Source organism: Qipengyuania sp., assembly GCF_964227205.1.
GTDB lineage: Bacteria > Pseudomonadota > Alphaproteobacteria > Sphingomonadales > Sphingomonadaceae > Qipengyuania.
Genome location: NZ_CAXQVB010000001.1, coordinates 26,250 through 51,929 on the forward strand (window position 1 = coordinate 26,250; position 25,680 = coordinate 51,929).

At 67.0% G+C, this 25,680-nt stretch carries 26 protein-coding genes; 9 read left to right on the forward strand and 17 right to left on the reverse strand.

Features of this window, described 5'->3' with window-relative positions; translation table 11 throughout:
* Nucleotides 1-3: 3 nt before the first annotated feature.
* Nucleotides 4-528, reverse strand: coding sequence for a TetR/AcrR family transcriptional regulator (locus ACEQZ0_RS00175; RefSeq protein ID WP_370187023.1), 525 nt, complete (start codon nucleotides 526-528; stop codon nucleotides 4-6).
* Between the two features lie 89 nt (nucleotides 529-617).
* Here ACEQZ0_RS00175 and ACEQZ0_RS00180 point away from each other — a divergent pair, with 89 nt between their 5' ends.
* Together ACEQZ0_RS00180 and ACEQZ0_RS00185 are read left to right on the forward strand one after the other, a co-directional pair.
* Entirely contained in the window at nucleotides 618-1,010 is a 393-nt protein-coding gene (locus ACEQZ0_RS00180; protein WP_370187025.1) for a hypothetical protein, read from the forward strand.
* A 40-nt stretch (nucleotides 1,011-1,050) separates the two neighbouring features.
* Nucleotides 1,051-2,322, forward strand: a complete 1,272-nt coding sequence (locus ACEQZ0_RS00185) for a phospholipid carrier-dependent glycosyltransferase (protein WP_370187027.1) — start codon at nucleotides 1,051-1,053, stop codon at nucleotides 2,320-2,322.
* A gap of 163 nt (nucleotides 2,323-2,485) precedes the next feature.
* On the opposite strand, the gene ACEQZ0_RS00190 is transcribed toward ACEQZ0_RS00185, so the two are convergent.
* The 7 genes from ACEQZ0_RS00190 to ACEQZ0_RS00220 all read right to left on the reverse strand — a co-directional run bounded on the left by ACEQZ0_RS00190 (nucleotide 2,486) and on the right by ACEQZ0_RS00220 (nucleotide 8,301).
* The gene (locus tag ACEQZ0_RS00190) at nucleotides 2,486-3,628 is read right to left on the reverse strand and encodes a glycosyltransferase family 2 protein (protein WP_370187030.1); all 1,143 of its coding nucleotides are present in this window, start codon (nucleotides 3,626-3,628) and stop codon (nucleotides 2,486-2,488) included.
* Nucleotides 3,629-3,660: 32 nt separating this feature from the next.
* Nucleotides 3,661-4,728, reverse strand: coding sequence for a 3-isopropylmalate dehydrogenase (leuB, locus tag ACEQZ0_RS00195; protein ID WP_370187032.1), 1,068 nt, complete (start codon nucleotides 4,726-4,728; stop codon nucleotides 3,661-3,663).
* A gap of 116 nt (nucleotides 4,729-4,844) precedes the next feature.
* A complete protein-coding gene (locus ACEQZ0_RS00200) occupies nucleotides 4,845-5,444 on the reverse strand; it encodes a recombination protein O N-terminal domain-containing protein (RefSeq protein WP_370187034.1) in 600 nt (199 codons plus the stop codon).
* A gap of 32 nt (nucleotides 5,445-5,476) precedes the next feature.
* On the reverse strand, nucleotides 5,477-5,722 hold the full coding sequence (locus ACEQZ0_RS00205; protein ID WP_370187035.1) for an accessory factor UbiK family protein: 246 nt from the start codon (nucleotides 5,720-5,722) through the stop codon (nucleotides 5,477-5,479).
* A 200-nt stretch (nucleotides 5,723-5,922) separates the two neighbouring features.
* Complete coding sequence (locus ACEQZ0_RS00210; RefSeq protein ID WP_370187038.1) at nucleotides 5,923-6,474, reverse strand: TspO/MBR family protein; 552 nt, start codon at nucleotides 6,472-6,474, stop codon at nucleotides 5,923-5,925.
* 85 nt (nucleotides 6,475-6,559) lie between these two features.
* A complete protein-coding gene (locus ACEQZ0_RS00215) occupies nucleotides 6,560-7,282 on the reverse strand; it encodes an SDR family oxidoreductase (protein ID WP_370187041.1) in 723 nt (240 codons plus the stop codon).
* The gene (locus ACEQZ0_RS00220; protein WP_370187044.1) at nucleotides 7,282-8,301 is read right to left on the reverse strand and encodes an NAD-dependent epimerase/dehydratase family protein; all 1,020 of its coding nucleotides are present in this window, start codon (nucleotides 8,299-8,301) and stop codon (nucleotides 7,282-7,284) included. Before ACEQZ0_RS00220 ends, ACEQZ0_RS00215 begins: the two co-directional genes overlap by 1 nt.
* A 71-nt stretch (nucleotides 8,302-8,372) precedes the next feature.
* Between ACEQZ0_RS00220 and ACEQZ0_RS00225 the strand changes: the two genes are divergently transcribed.
* On the forward strand, nucleotides 8,373-9,485 hold the full coding sequence (locus ACEQZ0_RS00225) for an NAD(P)/FAD-dependent oxidoreductase (RefSeq protein ID WP_370187047.1): 1,113 nt from the start codon (nucleotides 8,373-8,375) through the stop codon (nucleotides 9,483-9,485).
* Here ACEQZ0_RS00225 and ACEQZ0_RS00230 read toward each other — a convergent pair.
* The 4 genes from ACEQZ0_RS00230 to ACEQZ0_RS00245 form a co-directional block, all read right to left on the reverse strand.
* Nucleotides 9,482-10,393 carry a LysR family transcriptional regulator gene (locus ACEQZ0_RS00230; RefSeq protein WP_370187050.1) on the reverse strand — a complete coding sequence of 304 codons (912 nt, stop codon included), beginning with the start codon at nucleotides 10,391-10,393 and terminating at the stop codon, nucleotides 9,482-9,484. The genes ACEQZ0_RS00225 and ACEQZ0_RS00230 overlap by 4 nt on opposite strands.
* 394 nt (nucleotides 10,394-10,787) lie before the next feature.
* On the reverse strand, nucleotides 10,788-12,140 hold the full coding sequence (gene gorA, locus ACEQZ0_RS00235) for a glutathione-disulfide reductase (protein ID WP_370187053.1): 1,353 nt from the start codon (nucleotides 12,138-12,140) through the stop codon (nucleotides 10,788-10,790).
* A gap of 67 nt (nucleotides 12,141-12,207) precedes the next feature.
* The gene (locus ACEQZ0_RS00240; RefSeq protein ID WP_370187056.1) at nucleotides 12,208-13,590 is read right to left on the reverse strand and encodes a DEAD/DEAH box helicase; all 1,383 of its coding nucleotides are present in this window, start codon (nucleotides 13,588-13,590) and stop codon (nucleotides 12,208-12,210) included.
* A gap of 197 nt (nucleotides 13,591-13,787) precedes the next feature.
* Entirely contained in the window at nucleotides 13,788-14,498 is a 711-nt protein-coding gene (locus ACEQZ0_RS00245) for a CDP-alcohol phosphatidyltransferase family protein (RefSeq protein WP_370187059.1), read from the reverse strand.
* Between the two features lie 152 nt (nucleotides 14,499-14,650).
* Between ACEQZ0_RS00245 and ACEQZ0_RS00250 the strand changes: the two genes are divergently transcribed.
* Both ACEQZ0_RS00250 and chrA read left to right on the forward strand, forming a co-directional pair.
* Nucleotides 14,651-15,892 carry an NRAMP family divalent metal transporter gene (locus tag ACEQZ0_RS00250; protein ID WP_370187062.1) on the forward strand — a complete coding sequence of 414 codons (1,242 nt, stop codon included), beginning with the start codon at nucleotides 14,651-14,653 and terminating at the stop codon, nucleotides 15,890-15,892.
* A gap of 4 nt (nucleotides 15,893-15,896) precedes the next feature.
* Complete coding sequence (chrA, locus tag ACEQZ0_RS00255) at nucleotides 15,897-17,162, forward strand: chromate efflux transporter (protein ID WP_370187064.1); 1,266 nt, start codon at nucleotides 15,897-15,899, stop codon at nucleotides 17,160-17,162.
* A gap of 7 nt (nucleotides 17,163-17,169) precedes the next feature.
* On the opposite strand, the gene ACEQZ0_RS00260 is transcribed toward chrA, so the two are convergent.
* The 5 genes from ACEQZ0_RS00260 to pgi form a co-directional block, all read right to left on the reverse strand.
* Nucleotides 17,170-17,574, reverse strand: coding sequence for a GtrA family protein (locus ACEQZ0_RS00260; protein ID WP_370187066.1), 405 nt, complete (start codon nucleotides 17,572-17,574; stop codon nucleotides 17,170-17,172).
* Nucleotides 17,575-17,589: 15 nt separating this feature from the next.
* A complete protein-coding gene (locus ACEQZ0_RS00265) occupies nucleotides 17,590-18,273 on the reverse strand; it encodes a ferritin-like domain-containing protein (RefSeq protein WP_370187068.1) in 684 nt (227 codons plus the stop codon).
* Between the two features lie 56 nt (nucleotides 18,274-18,329).
* Entirely contained in the window at nucleotides 18,330-18,542 is a 213-nt protein-coding gene (locus tag ACEQZ0_RS00270) for a hypothetical protein (RefSeq protein ID WP_370187071.1), read from the reverse strand.
* Nucleotides 18,543-18,724: 182 nt separating this feature from the next.
* Nucleotides 18,725-20,089, reverse strand: a complete 1,365-nt coding sequence (locus tag ACEQZ0_RS00275; RefSeq protein WP_370187074.1) for a sensor histidine kinase — start codon at nucleotides 20,087-20,089, stop codon at nucleotides 18,725-18,727.
* 41 nt (nucleotides 20,090-20,130) lie between these two features.
* Complete coding sequence (pgi, locus tag ACEQZ0_RS00280; protein WP_370187076.1) at nucleotides 20,131-21,693, reverse strand: glucose-6-phosphate isomerase; 1,563 nt, start codon at nucleotides 21,691-21,693, stop codon at nucleotides 20,131-20,133.
* Between the two features lie 67 nt (nucleotides 21,694-21,760).
* Between pgi and lepB the strand changes: the two genes are divergently transcribed.
* The 4 genes from lepB to ACEQZ0_RS00300 all read left to right on the forward strand — a co-directional run bounded on the left by lepB (nucleotide 21,761) and on the right by ACEQZ0_RS00300 (nucleotide 25,631).
* Nucleotides 21,761-22,657: a signal peptidase I gene (gene lepB / locus ACEQZ0_RS00285; RefSeq protein WP_370187079.1), complete on the forward strand. Its 897-nt coding sequence runs from the start codon at nucleotides 21,761-21,763 to the stop codon at nucleotides 22,655-22,657.
* Complete coding sequence (gene rnc / locus ACEQZ0_RS00290) at nucleotides 22,654-23,325, forward strand: ribonuclease III (RefSeq protein ID WP_370187081.1); 672 nt, start codon at nucleotides 22,654-22,656, stop codon at nucleotides 23,323-23,325. Before lepB ends, rnc begins: the two co-directional genes overlap by 4 nt.
* Before the next feature lie 121 nt (nucleotides 23,326-23,446).
* A complete protein-coding gene (gene era / locus ACEQZ0_RS00295) occupies nucleotides 23,447-24,355 on the forward strand; it encodes a GTPase Era (RefSeq protein ID WP_370187084.1) in 909 nt (302 codons plus the stop codon).
* Between the two features lie 22 nt (nucleotides 24,356-24,377).
* A complete protein-coding gene (locus ACEQZ0_RS00300; protein WP_370187087.1) occupies nucleotides 24,378-25,631 on the forward strand; it encodes an MgtC/SapB family protein in 1,254 nt (417 codons plus the stop codon).
* The last annotated feature ends 49 nt before the right edge of the window (nucleotides 25,632-25,680 follow it).

The following is a 25,680-nucleotide window of genomic DNA, read 5'->3' on the forward strand; positions in this document are numbered from 1 at the left end:
GGCTCAGCCTTCCAGCGCGGCAAGCCCCGCTTCGCCGACGTCGCCGCGGCCGACCGCGCGCAGCATCTGCGCGCCTTCGATCACCGCCAGCACCGCGCGCGCGCCGCCCCGCGGGTCGGGATCGTCCGCGGGCAAGTGGTCGACCACCCAGTCGAGCAACACGTCCATCATCGCGCCTGCCGCGTGGAGATAGGCGCCATTCCCGGCCGAGCAGCCCGCGACGATATCCCACCAGACGCGGAAGAAGGGTGCAAACTCGGGACGCCCGGTGATCGTGTAGACCGTTTCCGCGCAGGCACGGCGCGATGCGCTGCGCTCCTGCGGAAAAGCGGAATCGAGTGCGGCAGCGAACAGGCCGGCGAGATATTCGAGCAGCGCCGCGACCAGCGCGTCCTTGTTGCCGAAATGATAGATCAGCATGCGATCGCTGGTCCCCGCCGCCTTCGCGAGCGGGCGCAGCGAGGCATCTGCGAGCCCGTGCTCCATCACATGCGCGGCGAGCAGTGGCAGCAGCGTTTCGCGGGACATGCGAGCGAGCGACATCCACCACTTGTAGCGAGTGCTACAAATCGCTACAAGTGTAGCACTCGCTACATACAGATCGGAAGGCTGCCCTCATGACACCGCACGTAATCCTCTTCCTCGCCGGGCTCGTGGCCGCGTTGGCCGCCCTCGCCTATATCCTGACCGCCCGCGAAGAGACGGGCAGTCCGCTGCTCGCCGCTATGCTTGCAGCCGGTTTCGGCGCCTTCACTGCGGTGACCATCGCCAGCGAAGGCGTCATGCCGGTGTGGCTCAACCACACGTCGAACCTGTGGGGCGTGCAAGTGTGGTGGGACCTGCTGTTCGCGCTCGGCACCGCCTGTTTCTTCGTGGTGCCGCGCGCCCGCGCGCAGGGCATGGCGGTGCCGCTGTGGCTGCTGTTTGTCGCCGCGACCGCCAGCATCGGCCTGCTCGCCATGGTCGCCCGCCTGTTCTGGCTGGAAAAGCGCTCCGCTCCCGAAGCTTAGCACTTGAAGCGGGCGTGCGGCCTTTCTAAGCCGCTCGGCGATGAGCCGCGCGCCCGAGCAACCGAGGGATCCCTTACGCTGGTGCGCCGCGCTGGCGCTGGTCTTCTGGCTCGCCTGCCTGCCCTACCTGACCGTCGTCACCCACCCCTATTTCGACGAGATCCATTACCTGCCCGCCGCACGCGAGCTGTTGGCCCTGCGCGAATTCACCAATCGCGAACATCCGCTGGTCGGCAAGGAACTGCTCGCGCTCGGTATCGCGGCATTCGGCGACAACCCCTGGGGCTGGCGGCTGATGCCCAGCCTGTTCGGCACGCTGGCGCTGTTTGCCGCGATGCGCGCGCTGTGGTTCGGCACGCTCAGCCGCTTCGCCACGCTCGCCTATGGCGTGCTGCTGGCGACGGGTTTCCACCTCTTCGTCCATGCGCGCATCGCGATGCTGGATATCTTCTACCTCGCCTTCCTCGCGCTCGCCGCCTGGCAGTTCGCCGCCGCGGTCCGCCAGCCCGAGCAGGGCCGCTGGCGGCTGGCGCTGACGGGCATTGCGCTGGGCCTCGCCATGGGGGCCAAGTGGAACGCGCTGGTCGTCGCCATGCTGCCCGGCCTCGCCTTCTTCTTCGCGCGCGCGGCGGCCGGGCGCCGCCGCCTGTTCCGCAGCCGCCGCGGCGCGCCGGTGCCGGGGACCACGCTGATCGAGGCCGCGCTATGGCTCGGCATCGTGCCGCTGGCGGTCTATGCCGCGACCTTCCTCCCCGCCTTCTTCTTCCGCATCCACCCCATCGCCGAGGGGCTGGCGTTCCACCACCAGTTCATGCTCTCGCAACAGGAACAGGTCCTGAAACCGCACCCCTACCAGTCGAGCTGGGAGCAATGGGTCCTGAATGTCCGCTCGATCTGGTACCTCTACGAGCCGGTTGCGGGCGTACAGCGCGGGATCATGCTGATCGGCAATCCGCTGACCATGGCGCTCGGCCTGCCCGCGCTCGCCTGGTGCGCCTGGCACGGTGTCATCCGCCGCCATTGGGCCGCGCTGGCAGTGACGGTGCTCTATGCCGCCAGCCTCGGCTTCTGGATTGTCGCCGCCAAGCCGGTGCAGTTCTATTATCACTACGCGCTGCCGAGCATGGCGCTGCTCGCCGCGCTGGCGCTCGCCGGCGACGCATTGTGGCGCAATGGCTGGCGCAAGACCGCGCTTGCCCCCGTTATCGGCAGCGTGCTGATGTTCGCGTGGTTCTACCCGATCCTCAGCGCCGCACCGCTCGAAGGCCCGGACAGCTTTGCCGTGTGGACCTGGCTCGACAGCTGGCGATAGGCGCTTTTCGGGTACGCTAGCGACGTCCGTCGCTAGCTTGCAGCTGCACCGGCCCACTCCCCCACCCGACCACCCGACCAGTATCGTGCCGTGGGTGGCCGGGTGGGGGAGTGGGCCGGTGCCGAAAGGTCAGGACGGAGGTCCCGACCGCACGGCGCAAAACCTAATACCTGCCCCAGACGAAGCGGCTCGACAGGGCGTAGTTCCACACCGAACCGATGCCGATACCGACCAGCGCGGCGGCCATCGTGTGCAGCCCGCGATCGTGCAGCGTCGTCGCCACCGCGACATTGGCGAAGGCGCCGATCGAGCAGGCGACGATGAAGCTCGCCCAGCCCCAGAAGATGCCCTTGGGCGTGCTCAGCCGCTTGTCGCGATAGGTGAGGAAGTTGTTGAGCCAGAAGTTGAAGCTCATCGCGCCGAAAGTCGCGACCGCCTGGCTCCAGCTGAAATCGGCCCCGCCGAGCAGCAGGAACGCATAGAGGATCGCCATGTGCACGCCGATGCCGATCACCCCGACCGTGCCGAACAGCGCGAACCGCGTCGGGATCACGCGGCCGAAGCTCTTGTCGTAAAGGCCGGCGAGGAAATCGAGCGCGATGGCACGGTCCAGTTTCGATTCGCCGGAGCGGCGGGCGGAAAAATTCATCGGAAAATCTTTCACCTTGAGCGGCGTTTCGGACGTGGCGAGCAGGTCGAGGAGGATCTTGAATCCGATCCCCGAAAGCCCCGGGACCAGGGCGCGCGCGGTGGCGCTGGGCAGCAGGAAGAAGCCGCTCATCGGGTCGCTCAGTTCGACCCCGGTGAGCTTGCGCGCAAGCATGTTGGCGACGCTCGACAGCTTCTCGCGGTCGGGCCGGCCCCATTCCTCCATGCTCGCCCCCTCGGCAAAGCGGCTGGCGACGGCGACATCGGCCTCACCCGATTTCACCGCGGCGAGCATGTCGACGAGGAGCCGGGGATCGTGCTGGTGGTCGGCATCCATCACCGCGACATAGGGGGCGGCGGTGGCGCAGAAGCCTTCGATTGCGGCACTCGAAAGGCCGCGGCGACCGATCCGCTGGATCACGCGGACGCGCGGGTCGGTCAAAGCGATCCGGCGCGCTTCGTCGCTGGTGCCGTCGGAGGAATTGTCGTCGACGATCAGCACTTCCCAGCCCGAGGTGCCCAGCGCCCCCTCGATCCGCTCGACCAGCGGCGCGAGATTGTCGCGCTCGTTGAGCGTCGGCAGGATGATCGCCAGTTCGAGCGGACGGGCGCTGGCAAGGGGCGCGGAGGCCGCGTCGGGCTGCGTCTGCGGTGTCATATCCATTGCATGACCCGGTTAGGCGCCATTCCTCAAGATGTGGTTACCATCTTCCTAACAATCGCATCGCCGATCTCGCTGGTCGAGGCGCTGCCGCCGAGATCGCCGCCGAACACGCCATCGGCGAGAATGCCCTCGACCGCGCGCTCGATCCGCGCGGCGTCTTGCTCGCGCCCCAACGAGTGACGCAGCAGCATGGCGAGGCTGAGCACCGCCGCGACGGGGTTGGCCTTGCCCTGCCCGGCGATGTCGGGCGCGCTGCCGTGAATCGGCTCGTAGAGGCCGAAAGTGCCGAACTCGGTCTGCCGCTCGCCGAGGCTGGCGCTGGCGAGCAAGCCGATCGAGCCGACGCAGGCGCTCGCCTGGTCGGAAAGGATATCGCCGAAGAGGTTGCCGGTGACGATGGTGTCGAACTGGCCGGGCGATTTCACCAGCTGCATGGCGGCATTGTCGACATACATGTGCTCGAGTTCGACCTCGGGGTAGTCCTCGGCTACCGCGCTCACGGTCTCGCGCCAGATGCGGCTCGTCTCGAGGACATTGGCCTTGTCGACGCTGGTCAGCTTCTTGCCCCGCCCCCTGGCGGCGCGGAAGGCGGTGTGCGCGATGCGGCGCACCTCGGCCTCGTTATAGGACATCGCGTCCCAGCCCTCGCGCCCGCCCTCGCTCATCCGTTCGCCCTTGTCGCCGAAATAGACGTCGCCATTGAGTTCGCGCACGACGAGCAGGTCGATGCTGCGCGCGACCTCGGGCTTGAGCGAGGAGAGGTGCTCGAGCCCGGGAAAGCCCGCCGCGGGGCGCAGATTGGCGAACAGGCCGAGTTCACGGCGCAGGCCGAGGATCGCCTGTTCGGGCCGCAGGTCGCGTGGGAGGTCGTCGCAGGCAAAATCGCCCACCGCGCCGAACAGCACGGCGTCGGCGGCGCGGGCCATGTCCAGCGTCTCACCAGGCAGCGGGTGGCCGTGGCGGCGATAGGCGACGGCGCCGACATCGCCCTCGAACAGCGTCAGCCCGGGGAGCGACAGCTCATCCAGCACGCGCAGCGCCTGCGCCGTCACTTCGGGACCGATCCCGTCGCCGGGGAAAACTGCTATCTTCACACCATACCTCGTCATTGCGAGCGGCGCAGCCGCGCGGCAATCCATGGACCGGGAGCTTGCGGCAGACGAAGCGCCATGGATTGCTTCGTCGCCTTCGGCTCCTCGCAATGACTGGTCTAGGAGACCATCCGTGCCAGTCGCTGCCTCAGGAGTTGCCGCGCAGCTAGGACGTCGGCGCGCGTGTCGGCAAGCAGGTAGCGCGCGATAAGCGGCTCCTGGCGGTCGAGAATTTCCAGAGCCTGGCCAAGGTCCGCTATCGCAGGCCGCTCTCCACCATAGCCGAGCTCGCGCAGGAGCAGCGCCTCGTAGAGCGCCAGCGCCGCGACCCAGTCGCGCGCCGCGCCCGCCGAGCAGATCGCGTCGAGCAAACCGCCGAGCGCGGCATGGAGCGAGGGATAGGGGTTGCGCTCGGGCAGCGCGGCGGCGGTCAGCGCGGTCGCCCAGGCAATGGCGGCGGACGGCAGCGGCTCGCCCAGCCACGGCCCGCGGCTGGTCACCAGTTCGATCCGTGCGAAGGGCAGCTGGCTGTCGGATTTCGCGCGGATCTCGGCCTGGACCACGTTTCCGGGAATGACGACGGGACGCAGCTGCCGCCCGCGCCCGCCCGCGACATAGGCGGCGACGAGCCCGTTCGCCTCGGTCAGCAGCCGCGCGATCACCGCCGTCTCGCCATGCGGGCGTGCAGCGACGAGGATGGCGGGTGCGGTGAGCTGCATATCGCGTCCCTACCCTGCGGCAGGGGCGCGGGTCACTTGATCTTGGCTTCCAGCGCCGCGACGCGGGCCTTGAGATCTTCGGCCTCTTCGCGCGCCTTGCTCGCCATCGCCTTGACCGCGTCGAATTCCTCGCGGCTGACGAAATCCATGCCGCCGAAGGTTTCCTTCGCCCGTTCGCGCGCCGCATCGCGTGCCTCGCGGCCCATGCCGGCCAGCGTTCCGGCCGCCGAATTGGCGAGTTTGACGAAGTCGGCGATCAAGGGGTTCTGGCTCTGCATGGCGTCCAAATGGTTTGCGGCGGCGATTTTGTCCAGAGCTCTTGTCCGGTGCGCTACCGACCTTCGTCGATAGCTTGCGGCTGTTGCGGCCCACTCCCCTACCCGGCTACCTTTAGCATACCGTGCCGTGGGTGGCCGGGTGGGGAGTGGGCCGGTGCCGAAAGGTCAGGACGGAGGTCCTGACCGCACGCAACCAAAAGTCAAATCCTTACCCGCTCGACCGCGCCGTCGGGAATCTCGCCGCCGTCCGCACCCGGGTTCAGCTGGAGAAACTGGTAGTTGAGCACGCTCGCGAAGCAGACCCAGACGAGATAGGGCAGCAGCAGCAGCGCCGCGCCCCGGCGGACACGCCAGAACAGCGCGATCACCACCAGCAACGTGAGGACAATGCCGACCAGCAGGTAAAGCGCTCCGGTGATCTGCTGCGCGCCGAAAAAGACGTAACTCCAGGCGAGGTTGAGGACGAAATGCACCGCAAAGGCGCCCAGCGCCGCGCTGCGCCCGCGCGCGCCCCAGGCCGAGGCGACGATCGCCACGGCAAAGCCGATCATCACGTAGAGCACCGTCCAGACGATTCCGAACCACTTGGGCTCGGGGAAGATCGCCGGCTTTTCGAGGCTGGCGAACCAGGCGGTGTCGGGACTGCCGAGCTGGCCGGCAAGGAAGCCGAGCAACACGACCAGCGGGACGGTGAAGAGCGCCCAGCGAATGAAACTTGCGCGCAGCTGCCCGCGCGACGCCAGCATGTTCATGTGGATTTCCCGTCAGCGATTCGTTTCATGCGCCTTGTGGCGAGACTGGGCGAGAGAGGCAATGCACAGGGCGGCGGCGTCCCGATCAGAACCGCAGCATCACCTTGCGTGCCAGCGCGGGCGAGGCCGAATGGACCGCCTTGAGCACCTTGACCATGCCGACATTGGCTTCGGGCTGCCCCTTTTCGAGCGCATGGATGATCTGCCGGGCGCATTCCGCGGGCGGCATCTTCCGGTTGCCGCGCCCGGCGGTCATCTGCGTGTCGACCACCGGCGGCAACGCCTCGATCACCGCGATAGGGGTGTCGGCCAGCTGCGCGCGGATCGCCTGCGTATAGCTGCGCAGCGCCGCCTTGGTCGCGCAATAGACCGGCCCGCCCGCGCGCGGCGCGATGGCGAGTCCGCTGGTGACGTTGACGATCGCCGCTTGCGGCCGCTCTTTCAGGCGCGGGACCAGCGCGGTGATCAGCCGGATCGGCGTGTTGAGATTGGCATAGATGCAGTCGTCCGCCGCATCGGGATCGGGCGCTTCCTCGCGGAAATCGTGATCGACCCCCTGCCCCGCATTGTTGACCAGCACGTCGATCGTGCGATCGCCCAGCGCATGGAGGATCCGCTCGGCCCCGAGCGGGGTATGCAGATCGGCCTCGATGGCCTCGAAGCCGGCCTTGCGCATCGCCTCGAGCCGCTTGAGCGACCGGCCGGTAACGATCACCTCGGCGCCCTTGGCCTTGAGCTGCAACGCCATCTGTTCGCCGATACCCGCCGTGCCTCCGGTGAGGAGCACGCGCTTGCCTTTGATGTCCATCAGGCTTTCACGATTCCCTTTTCCACGAGGCTGCGAACGGTATCCTCGAGCGTCTGTTCCGCCGGAATGAAGCGGAAGCCGAGCACTTCCTCGGTATGCTTGCCCGAGACGTCGCGAATATTGCCGAGTTCGCCCTTGATCTGTTTCATCTCGTCCATGAACAGCGCGAGCAGCCTGACCAGCCAGTCGGGCATCGGCCGCCTGGGCACCTTGCCCGCATGTTCGGGCACGCGCGCGCGGACCACATCGGCCATCTCGCGCAGCCAGAGGAATTTCTCCGAGGTCGGGAAACGCTCTCCGCGGACCGCCTCGGCCGGTGCCTCGATCGCGCGGACATGCGCCTCGGCCACGTCGCGCACGTCGGTCACGCAGATGCCCATGTCGGGGATCAGCGGGATCGATCCGTCGATGATCTTCTTCACCAGTTCGACGCTGGTCGACATGTCGTCGTCATAGACCGGACCGAACACCGCGACCGGGTTGACCGAACAGAAGGCCATGGTCGGCGCATGCATCGCCACCCAGTCGCGCGCGGCGCGTTCGGCCACCGTCTTGCTCTCGATATAGGGCGGCACGCCGGCGGTCAGATCGGTCCAGTCGAGATGCGTGAAATGGTCCTTTTCCGGCTGGCCGTAGGCGATGGCCGCCGCGCTGCTGGTCTGGACGAAACGCGCGATCCCCGCCTCCTGCGCGAACTTGAGCGCGCGCAGCGTGCCCTCGCGCGCGGGCAGGACCAGCTCGTCCTTGTCCTTGGGCACGCCGAGGGGGAACGGCGAGGCGACATGCGCCACCGCATCGCAGCCGGCATTGGCCTCGGCCCAGCCGGCATCGCTCATCAAATCGGCCTCGAAAACCTCGAACCGATCCCCGGCATCGGCCCAGCGCGCACGCAATTTCGGTTCGCTTCTGGCCTTGTTCCTGACGGTGGTGTGGACGCTGTAACCCTTGGCCAGCAGCTGGTCGATCACCTCACCGCCGATGTAGCCGGTGCCGCCGGTTACCAGTACTGTGCCGGCCATCGCCTCGCTCCCCCTGTCATTTGTCACGCGGGAGGTTAGGAGGATTGGTTGCCTCAAGCAACGGAGCGCGCATGAAGCAGGTCGACTTCCTCGTGGTGGGTGCCGGGATCGCCGGACTGTCGGCGGCGGCCCGGCTGGCGCGGCATGGCACAACACTGGTGTGTGAGGCCGAGGATGCTCCCGGCGTGCATGCCTCGGGCCGCAGCGCCGCCTTCGCGCATTTCGACATGGAGAGCTGGTTGGTGCGCGCGCTGACCGCAGCGAGCCTGCCGCTGCTCGCAGAACCGGGCGCCCGGGTGCATCCGGCGCTGTTCGTCGCGCTCGAGGGGCAGCAGGCCGAACTCGACCGGCTCGAAGCCGATTATCGCGAGTGGGCGCCGCAATTGCAGCGGCTGTCGGTGGCCGAGGCGCAGGAGCACGTGCCCATCCTGCGCGACGACGAAGGCGGGATCGCCGGCGCGCTGCTCGATCCCGAGGGGCGCAAGCTCGACGCGCATGCCCTGCTGGAAGGACACCGCAAGGCGCTGCTGGCGGCGGGCGGTACGCTTGCCACCGCTGCACCGGTCACGGCGATGCGGCACGACGGCGAGTGCTGGATCGTTGAGACGCCGCGCGCCAGCCACGCCGCGCGGGTCGTCGTCAATGCCGCCGGTGCATGGGTGGATGCGGTGGCCCGGCGCGCGGGCATCGCGCCGATCGGCATCCGCCCGCTGCGCCGCACCGTCATCACCTTCGACGTGCCGATGGATGTTTCCGCCTGGCCCTTCACCAAGACCGCCGGCCCGGGCTTCTACATCGAGCCCGAGGGGACCAGGCGCCTGCTTGCCAGCCCGATGGACGAAGGCGAGAGCGAACCCGGCGACGTGCAGCCCGAGGAAGAGGATATCGCGCTCGCCGCCTGGCGGGTGGAGCAGGCGACCACGCTTTCGATCCCGCGCCTCGCAGGCAAGTGGGCGGGCCTGAGGAGTTTCGCACCCGACCGCTTGCCGGTGGCAGGCTTCGACCCCGCAGCACCGGGTTTCTTCTGGCTTGCGGGGCAAGGCGGCTTCGGCCTCCAGACCTCGCCCGCCATGGCGCTGGCGGTCGAGGCGCTGGCGACGGGCGGTGCCTGGCCGGATGAGTTGCGCGCGGTGGGAGTGAAAGCGGAGATGCTGGCGGTGGAGCGGCTGCGCCCCGCAGCCTAGGCGGCCTGCACCGTCGAGAGATGTACGGGACGCTGCGCGAGCGTCCGCTGGATCTGCTCGACCACGCGGTCGATTACCGCGCGGACATGCGGCTGGCGCCGCGCCTCGTCGGTGGTGACCATCCAGCCGGGCGTCGTGAGCTCGTCGATCGGCGGAAGCAGGCGGACGAGGCGCGGCATGGCATCGGCCATCATGCAGGGCAGGATCGCGGCGCCGAGGCCCGAGCGCACGCTCGCGATGATGCTCGACATCGAGCTGGCGCGATGGGCGATCTCGGCATCGGGGACATGTTCGGCGAACCAGCGGTTGGTCACGCTGTCGGCGTCGGTCGAGGCGATCAGCGGATAGCGCGCGAGATCGGCTACGTCCGCCGGCAACCCCAGCCGCTCGACCATCTCGACCGTCGCGTAGCAGCCTTCGAGCATGTCGACGAGGTGGCGTGCGATCAGCGATTCCTGCGTCGGCCGGGGGCCGAAGCGGACCGCCACATCGGCCTCGCCGCGCAGCAGATCGACATAATGTTCGCTCGTCAGCAGCTCGACGCGGATCTCGGGATGTTCGGCACGCAGCAGGCCGATGGCCGGGATCACCCAGGCATTGGCGGCGGATTCGACGGTCGAGAGCCGGACGGTACCCGATAGTCGGCGCGATTCCGCCGCGATGCCGTCGCTGAAACCAAGGATTGCCGCTTCGACGGCCTCGGCCGATGCGAGCACCGCCCGCCCGCGCTCGGTCAGTTCGTAGCCCGAGGGCTTGCGGATGAAGAGCGAGACCTCGACTTCGGTCTCGAGCGCCGTGATCCGGCGCGATACGGTCGACTGACTGACCCTGAGCTGTTTCGAGGCAGCCAGCGTGCTGCCGGTCCGCGCCACCGCGAGGAAATATCGTAGGTCGTTCCAGTCGAACATCGCCGTCCTCCGCCTCCACGTCGTTATGCAATTATGCATAACGGGAACGCAAGAGCAGTGTTAGCGCGACCACCCGCCGGGACGTATCAAGAATGCACGACGATGGAATGCTCCACCGCCCGATTGGAAACCGAACACCAGGAGTTACGCCATGACCATCACCAACACCTCCGCCCTCGTCGCAGCCGCCTTCGTGTCGCTGCTGACCATTTCCGTCGCTGCCTCGATCTCGCCGATGGCCCTGCTCGCAGCCTGATCGAAACCCGCAGCAGCGTTCGAGACCCCCCGAAGAAAAGCCCGCCTTTCCCTCTCTCCCCCCTGGCCCCCGGCAGTTCGACTGGCGGGGGCCTCTCGTATCGCCAGAGGGCTCTCGCTCGCGAGAGGTGGCGGTGGATTACCGCATCAGCACCAGTTCTTCGGCCATCGTCGGATGGATCGCGGTGGTGGCGTCGAAATCGGCCTTGGTGAGCCCCGCCTTCACCGCGATCGCCGCAGCCTGCATCATCTCGGCGGCATCGGGCGCGATCATGTGGATGCCGACGATCTTCCCGCTGTCGCCGTCGCAGATCATCTTGAACAGGCTTCGCTCGTCGCGGCCCGCGAGCACGTTCTTCATCGGGCGGAAGTCCGACTGGTAGACCTTGACGCTGCCGAGCTTGTTCTTCGCCTCGCCCTCGGTCATGCCGACCGCCGCGATCGGCGGGTGGCTGAATACCGCGCTGGGAATGCAGGAGTGGTCGACTGCGACCGGATCGTGTCCGCCGAAGACCGAATCGGCAAAGGCCTGCCCCTCGCGGATCGCCACCGGGGTGAGCTGTACGCGGTCGGTCACGTCGCCCACGGCATAGATGTGGTCGACAGTGGTCTTGGAAAAACGGTCGACCTTGATTTCGCCCTTCTCGCCCAGCTCGACGCCGACCTTCTCCAGCCCCAGCCCCTCGGTGTTGGGCTTGCGGCCGGTGGCGAACATCACCTGGTCGACGACTTCCTCGTCGCAGGTCGACAGCTTGACCTTGAACCGCCCGTCGTCGGTCTTGCGGATATATTCGAAGACAGTGTCGAACTTGAAATCGATGCCCTTCTTCATCGAGATCAGCAGCAGCCGCTCGCGCAGCGCCTCGTCATAGCTGCGCAGCAGCTGGTCGCCGCGGTTGACCAGGCAGACCTTGCTGCCGAACTCGTTGAAGATACCGGCGAATTCATTGGCGATGTAGCCGCCGCCGGCGATGATGATCTTTTCGGGGATCTTGTCGAGATGGAAGGCGTCGTTGGAGGTGATCGCGTGTTCCGCGCCCTCGACATCGGGGATTTGCGGACGCGCGCCGGTGGCGACGAGGATGTATTTGGCGGTGACCACCTTGCCGCCGGCCAGCGTGATCTCGTGCGCGCCGGTGATTTCGGCGCGTTCGTGGAAGATCGTCACATCGTGATTTTCGAGCGTGTCGGTATAGGCGCCCTCGAGCCGGTCGACATCCTTCAGGACGTTGTCGCGCAGCGTGATCCAGTCAAAGGTCGCATTCTGGGTCGACCAGCCGAAATTCTGCGCATCTTTCAGATCCTCGGCGAAATGCGCGCCGTAGACGAGCATCTTCTTGGGCACGCAGCCGCGGATGACGCAGGTGCCGCCAACGCGGAACTCCTCGGCGATCGCGACCTTCGCGCCATGCGCCGCGGCCACGCGCGATGCCCGCACGCCGCCCGAGCCGGCTCCGATGGTGAAAAGGTCGTAGTCGTAATCCTCGGCCATGCACGCGCTCCCACTGTGGCGAGCGCGCGATATGGCGACCGAGCGTGCTCAGGGCAACCGTCGAGGCCTAGCGTCCCGCGCGCCTGCGGTTGCGGCTGCGATTGCGATTGCCGCCCGGCCGCCCGCCGGGCGCCCCGTCGCGCTTGGGTGCGCCGGCGCGATTGGGATGCTTGTTCTTGGGCCTGGCCTTTTTCGCCGCGGCATCGCCTGCAGGGCGAACCTTGGGCTTGGCCAGCCGCGGTTTCTGTTCGCGCTTGGTCGGGCCGACGCCCTCGACCACGGCGCGGAAATTGTCGGGCAGCGGGAGCCGCTCGAATTCGGCGTCGGTCTTCTTGCGGATGTCCTTGAGGTAATCGCGCTCGTCCTCGGCGCAGAAGGCGATGGCGATGCCGTCGCGCCCGGCGCGCGCGGTGCGGCCGATGCGGTGGACGTACTGTTCGGGCACGTTTGGCAGCTCGTAATTGAGCACGTGGCTCACGCCCGGAATGTCGATCCCGCGCGCGGCGACGTCGGTCGCCACCAGGATCGGGGTCTTGGCGCTCCGGAACTCGCCCAGCGCGCGTTCGCGCTGCGGCTGGCTCTTGTTGCCGTGGATCGCATTGGCCGGAATGCCGCGCTGCGAGAGCTTCTTCACGATCCGGTCGCAACCGTGCTTGGTCCGCGCGAAGACGAGCACGCGCTCGAATTCGCCGGGCACCTCGTGGCGCTCGGTCAGGATCAGTTCGAGCAGCGTCTGCTTCTCGTCCTGCTGGACCATGAAGAGATACTGGTCGATGCGTTCGGCAGTGGTGCTTTCGGGCGTGACCGAGACATGCACCGGCGACTGGCAGTATTGCGCGGCGAGATCCTTGATCGAACGCGGCATGGTGGCGGAAAAGAACAGCGTCTGGCGTTCTTTGGGCACCAGCTGGCTGATGCGCTTCAAGGCATGGATGAAGCCGAGATCGAGCATCTGGTCGGCCTCGTCGAGCACGAGGATCTCGACACCGTTGAGGTTGAACGCCTTCTGGTCGATCAGATCGAGCAGGCGCCCCGGCGTGGCGACGAGGATATCGGTGCCGCGGTGGAGCTTGTTGCGGTCCTTGTTGACCGAGGTGCCGCCGACGATCGACTGCACCTTGAGGCCCGCAAGCGCGCCGTAATCCTTGGCGCTCTGGGCGATCTGCCCGGCGAGTTCGCGCGTCGGCGCGAGCACCAGCATGCGGCAGGACTTGAACGGCGTCTGCCTGTCGGCCTCGCGCAGCCGGTCGATGCTCGGCAGCATGAAGGCGGCGGTCTTGCCGGTGCCAGTCTGCGCGATACCCATCAGGTCGCGCCCTTCGAGCACGGGCGGGATCGCCTGCGCCTGGATCGGCGTGGGTTCGCTATAGCCCTTGAGGTCGAGGGCCTGGAGGACGGGCTGTGACAGCCCCAAATCCTCGAAACGAAGATCTTCGGAAAACTGAGTCATGAATACTCGCATTCAATATGCGGCGCGCAGCCGGAATCGGCGCGCGGTCGCGGGGTTGGATAACCACCCGCGTGAAAAGGGAAGTCTTGGGAAAAATGGACCGAGGCGCGGCCGGGGCGATGGATGTCTCTCAATCGCCGCTTCACGCTGGCTAGCGCGCTTCGATGGGCGCCAGATGGATGCTGCAGTGCAAAAAGTCAATGGCGCGCGCGCCACTCCCCATTGCGCGAGGGCTCTTCCGCCGCCAGCCGGCGTGCAGTCGACCAGGTCGCCTGGGTAAACAGCACGATCATCACGGTGCCGCATATCCCGGTGAACAAGTCGAATCCCGACACCGGGCCGAACCAGCCTTCCCCACTCGCGCCGAACGCCATCATGGCGAGCGTGAAGGCGATCAGCAGGAAGCGCAGTTCGGTGGGCCCCGCATTGAGGTAGGAGAGCTTCATCTCGGACAGCACGCGTACGCGCAAGAAAGCGTGGATCGACAGCAGCAGGTAGCCCGCCAGCGCGATCAGCGCGACTTCCATCTGGACATAGGGCGACAAGCCGATCCCCGCGAGCACCAGCGTGGTCGCCAGCCCGTCGCAGCTGTGATCGAGGAAATAGCCATAGCGCGGTCGCTCGATCTTGCGGAAGCGCGCGAGGCTGCCATCGGTCGAATCGCCCAGCCACTGCACTGCGTAACCGGCAATGGCGAGCCACAGCCAGTCTTCGCCGAGATTGCTCAGAACATAGCCGGCGAAGACCATCACCGCCCCGGCCATACCGAGGAAGGTCATCATGTCCGGGCTCACCCAGGCGGGCAGCCGCGCGCAGATCCAGGTGAGCAGGCGGCGCTCGCTGCGCGCGAGGAGGTTTTCCTGAATCCGGTCGATCGGGGGCGGCGATGGGGGCGCATTGTCGGTCATGGTCGCCCCGCCCATGCGCCGGTTCGGCCCCGCGAACAATCGCGAAAATCGCACCTGCCTGTTCCCGTGTCCTGCCACCCTCGGCTTTTCGCTCGACAGCAGGGCCGGGCGAGCGCACATCCGGCCTGCCGGTGCGGGGAGGCCGGCGCGCAATGCAGAATGCGATATTGCGCCGGCTTGCGGGGCCGGGGCTGATCTTCACCGGGGCGGCGATCGGCACTTCGCACCTCGTCCAGTCGACTCGCGCGGGGGCAATGTTCGGGGTCGCCCTGCTCGGAGTCATCGTCCTCGCCAATGTGCTCAAATACCCCGCCTATCGCTTCGGCATCGATTACGCCCATGTCCGGCGGCGCTCGCTGCTGTCGGGCTATCGCGAGCTGGGAGCGTGGGCAGTCTGGCTGTTCCTGATCGCGGTGATCCCGCTGGTGCCGATCGTCTGGGCGGCGCTGGGGGCGGCCACGGCGGGAATCTTCGCGACGCTTTTCGGGCCCCTGCTGCCGATGCCGGTCATGGCCTCGCTCGTGCTCGCGCTGGCCTCGCTGCTGTTGCTGGTGGGCGGGTATCGCCTGCTCGACCGGGTCAATGCCGTGCTGCTCGCCTTCCTCGTCCTCTCGACCGTCCTCACCACGGTGATGGTGCTACCGCGCGTCGAATGGGGAACGCTGACCGACATCTCCTGGACCGGGGAGACGAAGGCGCTGTTGTTCATCGTCGCGCTGGCGGGCTTCATGCCAAACCCGGTCGACGTGTCGGTGGCGCTTTCGCTGTGGAAGGTCGAGGCCGACCGCAGCCTGCCCGAAGGCGCGCGCCCGTCGATAGTTCAAGTTCGATCGAGCTTTCTGTGGCCCTATGTCATGACCGCAACGATGGCGGTCTGCTTCTGCATCATGGGCGCAGGCGTAATGCATGCGCAGGCGATCGCCCCCCTGCCCGATGCCCCCGGCTTCGCGGGCCAGCTGGTCGGTCTCTATCGCGAGGCCCTGGGGCCGACCGCCGCCGCGCTCGCCGCGGTGGCCGCGCTTTCGGTGATGCTGACCACGGTGATCGCCGCGATCGACGCCTATGCCCGCACGCTGCCCGCCGCGATGGAGGTGCTGCGCGGCGGGAACGACGAAACCGGCACGCGCACCGAATATGTCGCGAGCTGCCTCGTGCTCGCCGCGCTGGCGATTGTGGTGCTGTTCACGCTGATGCGCGAGTTTACGACCTTTCTCGATTTCGTGACCAGCGCCACCTTCGTCGTCGCCCCGCTGCTCGCGCTATTGAACTATCTCGTGGTGACGCGCTGCGCCATGCCCGAGGAGGCCCGACCCGGCGCCGCGATGAAGGTGCTGAGCCTTGCCGGCGTGGCGGTGATGGGCGCGCTGGCGGCGATGTATTTCGTGCTGGTCTGAGCTCGTGAACACACCCGCTCCCTCGTTCGTCGCTTTGCTCAAGGCCTTCTGGCGTATCGGCTGGCTGAGCTTCGGCGGCCCGGCCGGTCAAATCGCGCTTATGCACCGCGAGATCGTGGAAGAGCGCGGCTGGGTCGCGGAAGAGGAATACCTCGAGGCGCTCAACTTGTGCCACCTCCTGCCCGGCCCGGAAGCGCAGCAGCTGGCGACCTGGATCGGCTGGCGCCTGCATGGCGTCCGCGGCGGCGTGGCTGCAGGCTTGCTGTTCGTCGTGCCGGGAGCGGCGGTGATGCTGGCGCTTTCGGTGCTCTATGCACTCGCTGCGAACCTCGCTTGGTTCGAGGCGCTGTTTCTGGGGGTCAAGGCAGCGGTGCTCGCCATCGTCGTCCAGGCGCTGGTGCGGATCGGCGGGAGGGCGCTGGACACGCCTCTGCGCTGGGCGATGGCCATTGTCGCTTTCGCAGGCATCGCCGCGCTCGACCTGCCTTTCCCGCTGGTGGTACTGGGCGCACTAGCACTGGGTATGGCCGTCGGCTCCACCTACCCCCACTGGCTCGGAGTCGCGCCGGCCGGAAGCGCCCCGCAGGGCCCCAAACCGTGGGGCGTCAGCCTGCACGCGGTCGCGACATGGGGCACGATCTGGGTCGCGCCCCTTGGGGTGGTCCTCGCAACGCTCGGCCCAGACCACATGCTGTGGGACGTCGGCCTGTTCTTCTCGAAGCTCGCCGTGGTGACCTTCGGCGGCGCATATGCCGTGCTCGCCTATATGGCACAGCAGGCGGTCGACACATACGGCTGGCTCGGTCCGGGCGAAATGGCCGACGGGCTGGGGCTGGCCGAAACAACACCCGGCCCGCTCATCATGGTCACTCAATTTACCGGCTTCCTCGCCGGATGGCGCATGCCCGAACCTTTCACCCCACTCGTGGCCGGCATACTGGCGGCGGGGCTCACCACATGGGTGACCTTCGCTCCGTGTTTCCTGTGGATCTTCGCCCTCGCTCCGTGGATGGAGCGCATGAAGAGCGCGCCGCGCCTGCGCGCCGGACTCGCCGCGGTGACGGCGGCGGTTGTCGGCGTGATCGCGAGCCTGGCGCTGTGGTTCGGCCTTCATGTGCTGTTTCCCGCGGACCAGCCCGGTTTTCCGCTCGACTGGCGCGCGACCGCCTTGACCGCCCTCGCCCTTGCACTGACCTTTGGCCGGAAATGGAGCGTGTTGCGCGTTTTGGCCGTCTGCGCGGCGGGCGGACTGGCGCTTGCGCTGGTCTGAGACCTTTTCAGACCTGCCGGAAATTGACCGTCGCATTGAGCGCGAAGACGGCCAGCCCGGCGAAGACCGAAACGATGACCCGCGCGACGAGGTAGTTCATCGGCGTAAACGCGGTCAGCACCCAGAACAGCCCGACCGTCACCGCGAGCCCGACGACCGCGTTCATCAGGAACAGCGCATAGCCGGTCGAGAGCCTGCGGTCGGTCCCGGCAAAGATCCAGGTGCGCCCGAAGACATAGTGGATCGAATTGGCGATGAGGAAGCTGAGCGCCGTCGCAAGCACCGCATCGACGCCCGCACGCTCGACCAGCAGCCACAGCACGCCGAGCCCGACAAGGAACACGCCGGTGCTGACCACCGTGTTGCGGACCAGCATGCCGCCGACGCGGCGCTTGAAGAAGCGGGCGATCATGGAAACGGGCGCGGCCTAGGCGGCGGCGAGCCCCTTGGGCGCGGGGCGCGGATTATCCTCGCCCGCGTCGCGCCATTCGGTCAGCCGCGGCGCGCCGAACCACAGGAACAGCAGCGGCAGCTTGATGAACAGCAGCTCGGAATGGATCAGCCGGTCGATCCACCGCTCCCAAGCATTGGGCATGCGCCGCTGGTTCTCGGCGAGCCATTTGTCATAGGGCAGGAAATGGTCGGGCTCGTCGACATGGACGACCTCGAAGATGCGATGGAGCGCCTTGTCCTGCCTGACGATCGGATGCGCGAGCAGGATGTCGACCTGCTTGAGCCCGCGCTTCTCGGTCAGCGAGATGACCCGGCAGAGGCGCTCGAACAGATCGTCGCTGGCGATGATCGCATCGGTATCGAGGCTGTCGATGGTGCAGCCGAAAGTGATTTCGATGAAGCGGTCGATATGGCCGAACATGCGGTCGAGCGCGATCGGCATCTGCCCGCGCAGCTCGAACCAGCGCTTGAACATGCAATAATGCTTGCGCTCGTCGGCGCGGTGCTTCTCGACTGCGGCGATCAGCTCGGTCGCCTCGGGATGCTTGGCGCGCACCGCCTCGAGCACCCGGTCGAGCGCGGTATAGCCGCGATGCTCGTTATAGATGTAAATCGAGCCGAGCAGATCGAGATAACGGCGGGCGAACCACTGTTTCATGGGCACAGTTTACCATTCCCGCCGGGACGGGTCACCCGAATTCCCGATTTCCTGTCCTACCGCAACAACAGGCCGGCTGGCGCTCGCTCTTGCTTGGCCGGAGAGGAGTCGATCAGGCGGGGAACCAGACGAGCGAGACTCTCCGCATTGGCGTAGAAGTTGCGCTCCGCATGACGGATTTCATTGAGGTCATCGCAGCCCGCACGCGCGCGTTCCATTCGGTCGAAGCTCGCGCGAAAGGCGATGAGCAAATCTGTCCGTTCGGCCATGACGAACCTCTCCCCTCAGACATTTCGTCGGCCCGAGAGACTGCCCGATTTTGCCTGCCGGTCAATTGGTAACCCTAGGACCACCGGCCTTTCGGCGGAGAAACGCCGGCCGCGGAAAGGGCCGTCAGCCCGCCTTGCCCCGCGGCATCCACCAAACCAGGGCCAAGCTCCTCGTCGCGGGGCTAGGCGAGCACCACGTCGCTGGCCGGAGCGCTGACGGTCCATACGACGCCGTCGGGTTCAGGGTTCCACTCGACCGTCCCGCCTAGCGTCATGCGCGGGTTGCGCGCGATGACCACCGACCCGAAGCCCGAACGGCTGGGCGGTTCGACTCGCGGCCCGCCGCGTTCGCGCCACTCCATCCGGAACAGCGCGTCCTCGCCCCTACCCTCGACCGACCAGTTCACCGTCACCCGGCCTTCGGGGGTCGACAGGGCGCCGTATTTGAGAGCGTTGGTCGCCAGTTCATGGATCGCGAGGCCGACGGCTTCGGCCGGGCGCGGCTGGAGCCGCAGGTGGTCCGGACCACTCAGCGCCATGCGCCCGTGGGCGAGTTCCCCGACATGGCCGACCTGCGAGGCCACGAGATCGCGGAGCACGACCCCGCTCCAGTTCTGGTCGCTCAGCAGATCGTGGTTCGCCGACAGTGCGGCGATCCGCCGGTCGACCGTCTCCAGCAGAGCGCTGTCCGATCCGCGCATCGTCTGGCGCAGGATCGCCTGGACGGTGGCAAGCATGTTGCGCGCGCGGTGGTTGACCTCGTTCATCAGCAGGCCGATGCGCTCGTTCGCCTCGCGCTGCTCGGTGACGTCGGTATTGGTCCCGCACCACAGCACGACCTTGCCGTCCTCGTCCTTCAGCGCGCTGGCGCGCGAGAGGAACCAGCGGAAATTGCCGTCGGTGCCGCGCAAGGGGAAGGTGTCCTCCCAGTCCTCGCCCGTGTCCCAGGCATGCTGGATACGCTCGACCACGCGATCGACGTGGTCGGGGTGGTGGACCGCCTTCCAGCCCCAACCCTGCATCTGCTCGAGCGTGGTCCCGGTGTAATCGTACCAGCGCTGGTTGTACCAGTAGATCCAGCCCTTGCTGTCGGCCATCCAGGCGAGCTGCGGGATGTTCTGTGCCAGCGCCTCGAACTGCCGCTGCGATTCGCGCAGCTCGCGCCGCAGATCGACCATTTCGCGCAAGTCGTTGGCGATCTTCGAGGCACCGACGACATGGCCTTGCGCGTCGCGGATAGGCGAGACGGTGACCGCCAGCGGGATCGCCGTCCCGTCCTTGTGAAGACGGAGCGTTTCGAACTTCGGGACGATCTCGCCCCCGCGGATGCGGGCGAGGATGGCATCCTCCTCGTCCTGCCGGTCCGCCGGGATCACCCGCCGGATCGACTGCCCGATCATGTCTTCCGCGCTCCAGCCGAACAGCCGCTCGGCCGCCGCATTCCAGCTGCGCACCACGCCGTCGAGATCCTTCGAGACGATCGCATCGCTCGAATGCTGCACGATTGCAGCCAGTTGTGCGTCACCGCTGGTCCGATCCCTGTCCATGACCGCCGATTAGCACGCCGCCGCGCGGGGGAAAACGATTCCTAACCCAGCCCTGCCGCCGCCAGCAGCGCTTCGGTGCTGGCGTCGAACTGCTCGCCGCCCTGCTCGATCGCCTTGGCCATCGCCTTGCCCAGTTCAACGCCGAACTGGTCGAAGGGGTTGATGCCCATCAGCACGGCATTGGCGAAGGTGCGGTGTTCGTGGAAGGCGATCAGCGCGCCGAGCGCAGCGGCGTCGAGATCGTCGCACAGGATCGTCGCGCTGGGCCGGTCGCCGGGGTAGTTGCGCGCCGGGTCCTCGCCCGCCTTGCCCGCCATCAGCGCAGCGCCTTGGGCAAAGCAGTTCATCAGCAGGATGCGGTGATGCGCGGGGTCGAGGTCGTCGCCCGGCGCCGCACTGGCGATGAAATCGACCGGCACCAGATGCGTGCCCTGGTGGAGCAGCTGGAACACCGCATGCTGCGCATCGGTCCCCACCCCGCCCCAGGTGATCGGCGCGGTCGGCCCGTCGACCGGCTGCATGTCGGCGGTGACGCGCTTGCCGTTCGATTCCATCTCGAGCTGCTGGAGGTAGTCAGGAAACAGGCCGAGGCGCTCGTCATAGGCGAAGACGGCGCGCGTCTGGCAGCCGCGCACGCGGGTGTAGTAGAGATCGGCGAAGGCCGCGCGCAGCACGAGGTTGGCCACGCCGTCGGTGTCGCGGAAATGCTCGTCCACCGCCTTCGCACCGGCGAGCATGGCGCGGAAATCGTCCATCCCCACGGCCATGGCGATCGGGAAACCGATCGAGGACCAGATCGAATAGCGCCCACCGACGCTTTCCTGGAACGGCAGGATGCGCGTCTCGTCCACGCCCCAGTCGACCGCTCCTTCGGGATTGGCGGTGAGCGCGATCACGCGGCCGCCCGGGTCGCTCACGCCGTTGTCGCGCAGCCATTTGAGCGCGCTTTCGGCATTGGTCATGGTCTCGATGGTGGTGAAGGTCTTGCTCGCCACCGCGATCAGCGTCTTGGCCGGGTCGCATTTCGAAAACGCCTCTTCCAGCGCGACGCCGTCGATGTTCGAGACGACATGGACGTCGCAATAGGAGAGGTCGCGGCTGAGCGCATCGACGCCCAGTGCGGGGCCGAGCGCGCTGCCGCCGATGCCGATGTGAATGAGGTGCTCGATCTCGCCCAGCGCGCCCTGGTGGATCGCGCCCACCAGCATGCCCATGCGGTCGATCAGCGCCATCGCTTCCTCGACCTTGGCCGCATCGCCCGTGCCGCGCAAAGTCGCATGGTCGGCGGCGCGCCCTTCGGTCGGGTTGACCACCTCGCCGCCGAACAGCTTCGCGCGCATGCCGGCGAAATCCATCGCGTCGGCCAGCTCCTCGAACGCCGCGATCACCGCGCGGTCGAGATGCGTCTTCGACCAGTCGAACAGGATGCCGCCATCCTCGGCGCCCGCGCCCAGCTCGATCCGGCCGGAAAGCATGGCCACACGCTCTTCCCCGCCCGGCTCGTCCACCCCCTCGCCACCATCGCGGCTGGCACTGAACAGCTCGCCCAGCGTCGGGCGCGGCAGGTTGGCAAGCTTGTCCCAGATCGCGGCGGCAGGTGTCATCGTTCAAAAATCCTTTCGTGTGCGCAGGTGCGCGACTAGGGAACTCCGCAATGATTGAGAAGTCCGCATGACAGAGCAAGCGCTGGATACGAATTCGCCCGATTCCGCGATGGCCGAACCCGAAAAGAAGGAAACGCTCGGCAGCTTCCTGTGGTTCGTCGCCAAGCTGGTGATCGCGGTTCTGATATTCCGCAGCTTCATCTTTTCGCCCTTCACCATTCCCAGCGAATCGATGCTGCCCAATCTGCGCAATGGCGATTACCTTGTCGCCGCCAAGTGGCCCTATGGTTTTTCGCGCTATTCGCTCCCCGGCTCACCCGCCCTGTTCGAGGGGCGGGTCCTCGCGCATCTGCCCGAGCGGGGCGACGTGGCGATCTTCAAGCACCCGGTGACCGGCGCCGACTACGTCAAGCGCGTGATCGGCCTGCCGGGCGACACGGTGGCGGTGAAGGACGGTGTCGTCATCCTCAACGGCGAAGCCCTGCAGCGCGAGGACGCGGGCTCTATCGACATCCCAATGAGCGCCAACACCGGCTGCCGCCGCGATGGCGGCGCGGTGGTCGACGGCGACCGCTGCCGCTACCACCAGTTCCGCGAGACGCTGCCCTCGGGCAAGAGCTACATGACCCTCGATTTCGGCACCGTCGGCCCGCGCTTCCTTACCGACGGTTCGGGCGGGATCGCACTCGACCGGAACGGCCTCCCGCTGCGAATCGATCCCGACAACACCGCCCCCGTCGTGGTCCCCGAGGGCAAGCTGTTCATGATGGGCGACAATCGCGACAACTCGCTCGACAGCCGCTATCCCGCCGTGCCCGATGGCGGCGTCGGGCTGGTCGATGCCGACCTCCTCATCGGCCGCGCCAGCCGCGTACTGTGGTCGAGCGACGGCAGCGTCGAATGGATCAAGCCGTGGACCTGGTTCACCGCCGCGCGCTGGGACCGGATCGGGAGCGACATATGAGTGCGCTCAAGCCCGAGACGCGCGAATGGCTCGAGGAGACCGGCTTCACGGTCGGGGACGAGGCACTGTGGTTTGCCGCCCTGACGCATGGCAGCATGGGCGAGAAACAGGATTACGAGCGGCTCGAATTCCTCGGCGACCGCGTACTCGGGCTCGCGATCGCCGAGTGGCTCTATGCACAGAGCGAAGCCCCCGAAGGCAAGCTTGCGCAACGCCTGAACGCCATCGTGAGCCGCGAAATGTGCGCCCAGATCGCGCGCGGGATAGGGTTGCCGCCGCATATCCGGATCTCGAAGCAGGCGAGCAGCGACGGCGGGCGCGACAGCGACAATATCCTCGGCGACGTGATCGAAGCCCTGCTCGGCGCGCAATTCCTCGATAATGGCTTCGAGGCTTCGCGCGATCTCGTCCGCCAGCTCTGGCGCCCTGCACTCGAAAGCGGCGCGGGGAAGGCCAAGCACCCCAAGAGTGCACTGCAGGAATGGGCTGCGGGCAACCAGCGCCGCCCGCCCGAATACGAGCTGGTCGACCGCTCGGGCCCCGACCATGCGGCGCGCTTCACCGTACGGGTAAAAGTCCACAAGGTCGGCGAGGCCGAAGGCACCGCGGGCAGCAAGCAGGAAGCCGAAAAGCAGGCGGCGCGCGAATTTATGGAGAAATACGGGTGACCCGGGCGACTATCCTTCGACAGGTTCGGGATGAGCGGGATCGGGAAAGATCGGACAAGCATCCGCTCGGCCTGAGCCTGGCGAAGGCCCAGCGCGCGGACCGGCACATACAGGTGAGCCAATGACAGATACGAAATGCGGCGTCGTCGCCGTGCTGGGCGCGCCCAATGCGGGCAAGAGCACGCTGGTCAACCAGCTGGTCGGGCAGAAGGTGGCGATTACATCGGCCAAGGCGCAGACCACGCGCGCGCGGATGATGGGCATCGCGCTGCACCACGGCGATGACGCGGAAACGCAGATGATCCTCGTCGACACGCCGGGCATCTTCGCGCCCAAGCGGCGGCTAGACCGGGCGATGGTGAGCGCCGCCTGGGAAGGCGCCGAGGCCGCCGATGCGGTGCTGCTGCTGGTCGACCCGGTCAAGCAGCGCCGGCACGAGCTCGAACCGCTGATCGAACAGATCGCCCAGCGCCCCGAACGCAAGATCCTGGTGCTCAACAAGGTCGATGTCGCCAAGAAGGAGCCGCTACTCGCGCTGGCGCAGGAGCTGGGCGACAAGGTCGAATTCACCGAGGTGTTTTTCGTCTCCGCACTGACCGGCGACGGCGTGCCCGAGATGAAGGACGCGCTGGCCGCGATGATGCCCGAGGGGCCGTGGATGTATCCCGAGGACCAGGTCTCCGATGCGAGCGAGCGCCTGCTGGCGACCGAGGTTACCCGCGAACAGCTCTATCGCCAGCTGCACGAGGAACTGCCCTACGATTCCGCGGTGCGGCCCGAGAAATATATCGAGCGCCCCGATGGCAGCCTCGAGATTCACCAGCAGATCGTCGTGATGCGCGACAACCAGCGCGCCATCGTGCTCGGCAAGGGCGGCAGCCGGATCAAGGCGATCGGCGAGGCGGCGCGCAAGGAATTGTCCGAAATGCTCGGCCAGAAGGTCCACCTGTTCCTCCACGTCAAGACCGACGAGCGCTGGAGCGAGGACAAGGAAATGTTCGAGGAAATGGGGCTCGACTGGAAGAGCTAAGCTAGGAGTTTTTCCGCTGGAGATGCTTGCGTCCCATTTCCTGCCCCAACTGGCCGCAGCGCTCGCGGTAGGGTTGCTGATCGGGATCGAGCGGGGGTGGAAGCTGCGCAGCGAAACCCCCGGCATGCGGGTTGCCGGCATCAGGACCTTCACCCTGCTCGGCATGACGGCGGGGCTCGGCGGTATCATCAGCCTTCAGGGGTACGTCATCGTCTCGGGCATCGTTGTCGCGGTCGCCGCCATGCTGGTGGCGATCGGCTATTCGCGCTCGATACTCGACTCCGGCAGGCCCGATGCGACCAGCGCGGTGGCCGCCATGGTGACGCTCGGACTGGGGTTCCTCGCGGGGATCGGCGAGGAGGCGCTGGCGGTTGCGGGTGCGGCAGTGGTTACATTGATCCTCGCACTGCGCGCCGAGGTCCATCGCTGGGTCGGCGCGCTCGACGAGGCCGACATCAAGGCCTTCGCCCGCTATGCCGTCATAGCCCTGGCGGTATTCCCCTTCCTGCCCGAAGGCCGCTATGGCCCCTACGGCGCGTGGGAGCCGCGGGTCTTGTGGCTGGTGGTCGTCATCGTCACCGGCTTTTCCTTCGCCGGTTACGTCGCCAACCGCATGTTCGGCGCGCGCCGGGGGACGATCGCCACCGCAGTGATCGGGGGGGCCTACAGTTCCACTGCCGTGACCCATTCCTTCGCCCAGCGCCTTGGTTCGGGCATGGGCGGCGGAGCGGAGAACGCCGGGATCGCACTGGCCAGCGCTGTCATGTACCTGCGCGTCATCATCCTCGTCGCAATACTCGCAACGAGCCTGCTCGAACCCTTCGTCGTGGTGGTGGCGCCCGCGCTGATCGCCGGTTTTGCAGCAAGTTACTGGCTGTACCGCAAAGCCCCCAGCACGACTGGCCCGGCGCCGCCCGGCAACCCCATCGCCATGCTGCCCGCCCTGACCTTTGTCGCCTTCGTCGCAGTAGCCGCAGTCGCCGCCCGCTGGGCACAGGGCGAATTCGGCGAACAGGGTATCGCCATCCTGCTGCTGCTCATGGGGAGTATGGATGTGGATGCGGCCATCGTCACCGCAGGCGGGTTGGAACCAGGCACGATCGCACCGCGCCTCGCCGCGCTCGCCATCGCCGGAACGATCCTCGCGAACATGACCGTCAAGCTCGGCGTGACCATGGTCTATGGCAAGCGCGAGGCCCGCCCGGCCGCAGCGGCCCTCGCCGCAAGCATGACGGTCCTTTCGGTGAGCCTGGCGGTGGGGTACGCGGGTTTGTAGCCACCATGCCACTGGCAGGCTGAAACGGAAGCGGACACCAGCGTGTTGC